General features: G+C 64.3%; 5 protein-coding genes and 1 pseudogene. 3 read left to right on the forward strand and 3 right to left on the reverse strand.

The window, feature by feature from the left end; genetic code table 11:
* The 3 genes from BGN91_RS09970 to coaA all read left to right on the forward strand — a co-directional run.
* Positions 1-464: HisA/HisF-related TIM barrel protein (locus tag BGN91_RS09970; protein ID WP_292612716.1), on the forward strand; the 464-nt coding region annotated here is incomplete at its 5' end.
* Between the two features lie 79 nt (positions 465-543).
* Entirely contained in the window at positions 544-867 is a 324-nt protein-coding gene (locus tag BGN91_RS09975; protein WP_292612718.1) for a phosphoribosyl-ATP diphosphatase, read from the forward strand.
* 16 nt (positions 868-883) lie between these two features.
* Positions 884-1,840: a type I pantothenate kinase gene (coaA, locus tag BGN91_RS09980; protein WP_292612720.1), complete on the forward strand. Its 957-nt coding sequence runs from the start codon at positions 884-886 to the stop codon at positions 1,838-1,840.
* Between the two features lie 106 nt (positions 1,841-1,946).
* On the opposite strand, the gene BGN91_RS09985 is transcribed toward coaA, so the two are convergent.
* The 3 genes and pseudogenes from BGN91_RS09985 to BGN91_RS09995 all read right to left on the reverse strand — a co-directional run.
* Positions 1,947-4,202, reverse strand: coding sequence for a response regulator (locus tag BGN91_RS09985; protein WP_292612722.1), 2,256 nt, complete (start codon positions 4,200-4,202; stop codon positions 1,947-1,949).
* 233 nt (positions 4,203-4,435) lie between these two features.
* A complete protein-coding gene (locus BGN91_RS09990) occupies positions 4,436-5,974 on the reverse strand; it encodes a YifB family Mg chelatase-like AAA ATPase (RefSeq protein ID WP_292612723.1) in 1,539 nt (512 codons plus the stop codon).
* A gap of 153 nt (positions 5,975-6,127) precedes the next feature.
* Positions 6,128-6,655, reverse strand: a pseudogene (locus BGN91_RS09995) (glutathione synthase); the annotation flags it as partial.

The following is a 6,655-nucleotide window of genomic DNA, read 5'->3' on the forward strand; positions in this document are numbered from 1 at the left end:
CGGCGGTCAGCCGGCGCGAGTTCGTCAGGGAAGCCGCGGAGAAGTTCGGCGACCAGTGCATCGTGGTCGCGATCGACGCCAAGCGGGTGTCGAAAGCGGGCGGTTCGGACCGCTGGGAAATCTTCACCCATGGCGGCCGCAAATCCACCGGCATCGACGCGATCGAATATGCCCAGGAGGTGGTGTCGCTCGGCGCCGGCGAGATCCTGCTGACCTCGATGGACCGCGACGGCACCCGTCAAGGCTTCGATCTGCCGCTGACGCGTCTGGTGGCCGACAGCGTTTCCGTTCCCGTGATCGCGTCCGGTGGCGTGGGTCATCTCGACCACCTGGTCGACGGGATTCGTGAAGGCCATGCGACGGCGGTTCTTGCCGCGTCGATCTTTCACTTCGGGGAATTTACCATTCGCCAAGCCAAGGATCATATGGCCCGCGCCGGGTTGCCGATGCGGCTCGATCCCTGACGACTTCACATCGCGGAAGTGCTAAACATTCGAAAATGGGCGCGTTGGCATAATCGGCGCGCAGGACAAGCAGAGTAGCATGCCGCGTTTCACGATCCATGATCTTGCCGCCACCATCGACGCCCGGGCTGCATCCGGCGGCGAGGCATCCTATACACGAAAGCTGCTCGACAAGGGTCCCGAGCATTGCGCCAAGAAGTTCGGCGAGGAAGCCATCGAGACGGTGATCGCTGCGGTTGAAAACGACCGTAACCACCTGATCGCAGAAGGCGCCGACGTGATGTTCCACTTCCTGGTGCTGCTGAAGGCTCGCGGCGTGAAATTCCAGGACATCGAAGAGGCCCTCGCGCAGCGCACGGCGATGTCCGGACTCGAAGAGAAGGCGGCGCGCAATCGCGAGTAGCCCCGGGGCGAGCTTCATGGATTCGCGGCCAGAGCAGCAGCAATATAATCCCTATCGGATTTTCTCCCGCGCCGAGTGGGCGAAGCTGCGGCACGACATGCCGATGACGCTGGGCGCGAATGAAATCGCGGCGTTGCGATCGATGCATGATCGCCTCGATCTTGTCGAGGTCGAGGAAATTTATCTTCCGCTGTCCAGGCTGCTGTCGATCTATGTGGCCTCGATGCAGCGGCTCTTCGTCGCCCAGCGGCAGTTTCTCGGCATCCACGACCGCAAGGTGCCGTATATCATCGGCGTGGCAGGATCGGTCGCGGCCGGAAAGTCGACGACGGCTCGCGTGCTGCAGGCGCTGCTCGCGCGATGGTCGCCGCGCCCCAAGGTCGAACTCGTCACCACCGACGGATTTCTGTTTCCGAACGCGGTGCTCGAGCGACATGGCCTGATGCAGAAAAAGGGTTTTCCGGAAAGTTACAATCTGCCGATGCTGCTGGGGTTTCTCAGCGACATCAAGGCGGGCCGCACGCCGGTGCGCGCGCCGGTTTACTCGCATCTGACGTATGACATCGTGCCGGATAGCTGGACCGAGGTCAGTCAGCCCGACATTCTGATCGTCGAAGGCGTCAACGTGCTGCAGACCGGACCGCTGCCGCGCGATGGCAGGGCCGTTCCGGTTGTCTCCGATTTCTTCGACTTCTCGGTCTATCTCGACGCCGAGGAACCGGTGCTGCGGGACTGGTATGTCAAGCGTTTCCTGGCGCTGCGGGACACCGCCTTTCATGACCCGCGATCCTATTTTCATCGTTATGCGCTGCTGTCGGACGATGAGGCCACCGCGACGGCCATCGCGATCTGGGAACGCACCAATCGCGCAAACCTCGAGGACAACATCCTGCCGACGCGGCCGCGGGCGACCTTGATTCTCAAGAAGGGAGCCGATCATGTCGTCGAACAGGTCGCGCTGAGGCGGCTTTAGAGCATGTCCCGAAGCCTCCCCCCGGACTTGATCCGGGCGCGAACCGGCTTTCGGACAAGATCATGCTCAATCAACAGGGCCGGATTCAACAGCGCTGAACTCAGATTTATGCCGCGAGATGACGTGCCGCTATCAATCGCGCGAGCGCGTCGGCCAGCTTGTCCTGATCGAGCGGCTTGACGAGGAAGCCATCCATGCCGGCATCGAAACAGGCATGACGATCGTCAGTCAGCGTATTGGCCGTCAGCGCCAGGATGGCGGTGCGGCGGGCGTGACCGTCGGCTTCCCGTTCCCGGATTTTTCTTGTGGTCTCGATGCCGTCGAGCTTCGGCATCTGGACGTCCATCAGCACCAGGTCGTAGGGCGCATCAGCGGTTTGAGCGGCGACCCACGAGGCAAGCGCGTCCTCGCCGTTTGCGGCGACGGTCACGTCGTGCCCGAGCCGGGTCAGGAGCGAGCGTATCAATAACGCGTTGATCTCGTTGTCCTCCGCGACGAGAACCGAAAGACTTTGCGCGGGCACCGTGGCCGGCGAGTCGGATTCTCCGATCGTCTCGAAATCCGGCTGGCGGTTGGTCGCCCGCTGTGCGGTCGAGCCATCGGCCGGCGCCGTCAGTCGCGCCGCGATCGACTGAGCTCGCAGAGGCTTGACCAGATAGCCCGTGAACGCTGCCGCGCCCGCAGCCTGAAGGTCGTGTCTCGTCGATGGCGTCACCATGACGATCCGTCGCGTGGCGTGCCGGCAGGCGATCTGGCCGAGCAGCCAGACAGCTTCCGCGCCCATGGCGTGATCCACGAACACCGTGTGCCACGACCGCTCGGCAAGCAGCGCGCGAGCAGCGGCGATATCCGATATCATGCAGGTCTCGGCGCCCCATCGGTCCAGCCGCCGAACCAACAGTGACGCTTCGATCGTCTGTGGACATACCAGCAGGATCGGCTGGCCAGCGAGATCCGGAGGAGAGAACGGCTTTCGCTGGAGAGCGCCGTCATGAGCGGCGAGGGGGATCGAGACCTCGAATGCCGAGCCGGCACCCGGCCTGCTTTCAAGCGCGATGCGCCCGCCCATCCGCTTGACGATGCGATCGCTGATGCTCAGCCCCAGGCCGGTGCCGCCATAGTGGCGTGCGATCTGTTCGTCGGCCTGCTCGAATTCGCGGAAAATCCGTGCCTGTGCATCCGGTGTTATGCCGATACCGGTGTCCTGAACCATGAAACGGATGTCGCCCGGTCGGGCCCCATGCTCGACGATCAGCGCAACGCCGCCGGATGGCGTGAACTTGATGGCGTTTCCCGCAAGATTGAGCAGCACCTGGCGCAACCGCGCCGCGTCTCCGATCACTTCGATCGGCAGCGTGTCGTCGATATAGGCGGCGATTTCGAGTTGTCGCGCCTGCGCGCGGGGCGCCAGCAGTTCGGTGATGTCCTCGATCAGGTCGGGCAGGACGAAAGGACGGCTTTCGAGTTCGATCTTGCCGGCTTCGATCTTGGAATAGTCGAGCAATTCCTCGATCAAGGAGAGCAGGGCATCGCCGGATGCCTTGACCGCCCTGGCATACGTCGTCTGTTCGGGCGTGAGCGGGGTGTCGAGCAGCAATCCGCTCATGCCGATGATGCCGTTCAATGGCGTGCGAAACTCATGCGAGGTCATTGCGAGAAAGCGCGACTTGGCCCGGTTGGCCGCGTTCGCGTGATCGCGCGCTTCTGCGAGCGCGCGCTCGGTCTCCATGCGGCTCGTGACATCACGGCCGACGCATTGCAGTTCCGCCGGATGGTTGGCGTCGATCCGCACCAGGCCTTCGCGCCATGCGATCCAGCGCGGGCCGAGCGCGGTTTCGACCCGCTGATCGTGGATGCGGGTACCGTTCGTTTCAAGCGCACTCGCGCCTTGCTCGAGAACGGGGAGCACGAACCGGGTAGCGAGCAACTCGGCCCTCGAACGCCGGGCGAGAGTGCAATAGGCGTCGTTCACCGAGGTGATAACGCCCCCCGCATCGCGCAGGACGATCAGGTCGCCCTGCGATTCGAACAGGCTGCGCGCCCGTTCCTCCGCTTCCTTCAACTCCCAATTCCGGTCCGCGAGCGCTTCGTTGTGAAGAATGACCTTGCCAAGCTTTCTGCGCATCCAGCGCAAGCGCATGCTGAGGACGGCCAACGCCACGCAGGCCAGCGCGAAAAGCAGGCTCACGCCGAGCGCAAAGGCGTTTGGATCGTAATCAGCGCTTTTGGTTCCGGAAATGAAGCCGTAGGCGCCTCCGAACGCGATCGAGAAAGTCGTGAAGGTCCGAAACACAAAGCTCAGGCGGGGATGTCGTCGGACCAGCCGGCGCAGACGGGCCCTGAGCCAGAACAATCGCGCCATTACCATCACCCCGAATTCGCCTTATGCTGCCGGGCATGTTCATGAGAGGGCGGGATGCCGTCGGCAGGAGCACCGCGATGTGCTCGCCGCAGCATGGGAAAACGACGTTGCGAAGTCTTTGAGGGAACGCGCAAAAATCCTGTCCGATGCGAACAGGGTAAATGGCGTGTTAACGACGATTTAACGGGGAATCCGTTTGGGGCCGATCATTCGCGCAAGTCGCCGAGGGGCGGTCAGGCCGCGCGCCTGATGTCCTCGGCAAGCGCGCGATAGGACAACGCTTCGGCGAGATGCAGCCGGCCGATCTTGCCGGCGCCCTCGAGGTCGGCGAGCGTACGAGCGACGCGCAGCACCCGGTGATAGCCGCGCGCCGACAGACGCATGCTTTCGGCGGCGTCGCGCAGCAGCTTCTGTCCCTGTGCATCGGGTTGCGCGATGTCTTCCAGCGCGGCGGCCGGCGCTTCGGCATTGGTGCGGACATTCGGAAGCCCGAGCGCGGCATAGCGCGCCGCCTGAATGTCGCGGGCCGCGGCGACACGGGCGCCGACTTCGGCAGACCCTTCCGAGGCAGGTGGCAGAATGAGGTCGGAGGCGGTCACGGCCGGGACTTCGATCCGCAGATCGATTCGGTCCAGCAGCGGTCCGGAAATGCGCATCTGATAATCCGCGGTGCAGCGGTCGATGCGGCCGCGCTTGCAGGCGTAACCCGGCTCGAAGGCGTGGCCGCAGCGGCATGGATTCATTGCCGCCACCAGCATGAAACGCGCGGGATAGGTCACGCGATGGTTGGCGCGGGAGACCGCGATCTCGCCGTTCTCCAGCGGCTGCCGCAGCGAATCCAGCACGCGCGGATCGAATTCCGGCAATTCATCGAGAAACAGCACGCCGTTGTGCGCGAGCGAGATCTCGCCGGGCTTGGCGCGCGTGCCGCCGCCGGTCAGCGCGGCCATGCTGGCGGAGTGATGCGGGGCGCGAAACGGCCGGCGCGAGGTGAGTGCTCCGCCGTCGATTTCGCCGGCCACCGATGCGATCATCGACACTTCCAGCAGTTCGGCCGGCGACAGCGGCGGAAGGATCGAGGGCAGCCGTGCCGCGAGCATCGACTTGCCGCTGCCCGGAGAGCCCACCATCAGCAAATGGTGCCCGCCGGCGGCTGCGATTTCGAGCGCGCGCTTGGCGCTTTCCTGGCCCTTGATGTCGCGAAGGTCGAGAGCAACGCCCTGGGTTTCGCGGATCCGGGGTTGCGGCCGGGACAGAACCTGGGTTCCCTTGAAATGGTTTGCGATCTGAATCAGCGAGCTTGCGGCGATGATCTGGATGTCCGGGCTCGCCCAGGCCGCCTCTGCGCCGCACGCCGCGGGACAGATCAGTCCCTCGTCGCGGCCGTTTGCGCCGATTGCGGCGGGAAGAACTCCGGCGACGGCCGCGATCGAACCGTCCAGACCGAGTTCGCCGAGCACTGAAAAACCGGACAGCGCGTCGGAGGGAATGGCGCCGATCGCCGCCATCAGGCCGAGCGCGATGGGCAGATCGTAGTGGCTGCCTTCCTTCGGCAGATCGGCGGGGGCGAGATTGACGGTGATTCGCCTGGCCGGCAGCGCCAGACCTGAAGCGATCAGGGCGGCTCGCACACGCTCCCGAGCCTCCGAGACCGCTTTGTCCGGCAAGCCGACAATGTTGAAGGCGGGCAGACCCGGCGCGACCTGCACCTGCACGTCGACCGCGCGCGCCTCGATGCCCTCAAATGCGACGGTGGATACCCGCTGAACCATGGCCGCCCCCTCTGCCAAGGCGAGACTAGCCTACAACCCTCGCGATCACAAGAACATTGAGAGAACAAAGTTCCGGATCGGGAGAGCTTTGATCGAGCGTGGTCTCATCTCGAACCGGTTGCGGCTGTGTGCTGGCAAGACCGCGATCATGTTCTAGGACCGTTTGGCCTCGATCCGGTCCCAGATGATGGCTGCCACGTCCGGGCCCCCGAAGGCGGTGATAGCCCGAATGCCGGTGGGCGAGGTGACGTTGATCTCGGTGAGATTGCCATCGATGACGTCGATGCCGACGAACAGCAGGCCGCGCTCGCGCAGCGAGGGGCCGATGCGCTCGCAGATCTCGCGCTCGCGGGGCGTCAGGTCGGTTGCCCGCGCCGCGCCGCCGCGAACCATGTTGGAGCGCAGATCATCCGCGGCCGGCACGCGATTGATGGCGCCGGCGAATTCGCCGTCCACGAGAATGATGCGCTTGTCGCCCTGCTTCACCTCCGGCAGGAAGCGCTGGATCACCCAGGGTTCGCGGAACGTCACCGAGAACATGTCGAACAGCGATCCGAAATTCATGTCCTGCGGCATCACGCGAAACACCGCGGCTCCGCCGTGACCGTGCAGCGGTTTCATCACCACCGCGCCGTGCTCGGCGCGAAACGAATTGATCTCGTCGAGATCGCGCGAGATCAA

The sequence above is a fragment of the Nitrobacter sp. 62-13 genome (assembly GCF_001896955.1).
Lineage (GTDB): Bacteria > Pseudomonadota > Alphaproteobacteria > Rhizobiales > Xanthobacteraceae > Nitrobacter.

What these genes read in the sequence shown, in the direction of transcription:
- BGN91_RS09985 (WP_292612722.1), bottom strand. Translation starts at nt 4,202, where the DNA reads ATGGCGCGATTGTTCTGGCTCAGGGCCCGTCTGCGCCGGCTGGTCCGA.
- coaA (WP_292612720.1), top strand. Translation starts at nt 884, where the DNA reads ATGGATTCGCGGCCAGAGCAGCAGCAATATAATCCCTATCGGATTTTC.
- BGN91_RS09975 (WP_292612718.1), top strand. Translation starts at nt 544, where the DNA reads ATGCCGCGTTTCACGATCCATGATCTTGCCGCCACCATCGACGCCCGG.
- BGN91_RS09990 (WP_292612723.1), bottom strand. Translation starts at nt 5,974, where the DNA reads ATGGTTCAGCGGGTATCCACCGTCGCATTTGAGGGCATCGAGGCGCGC.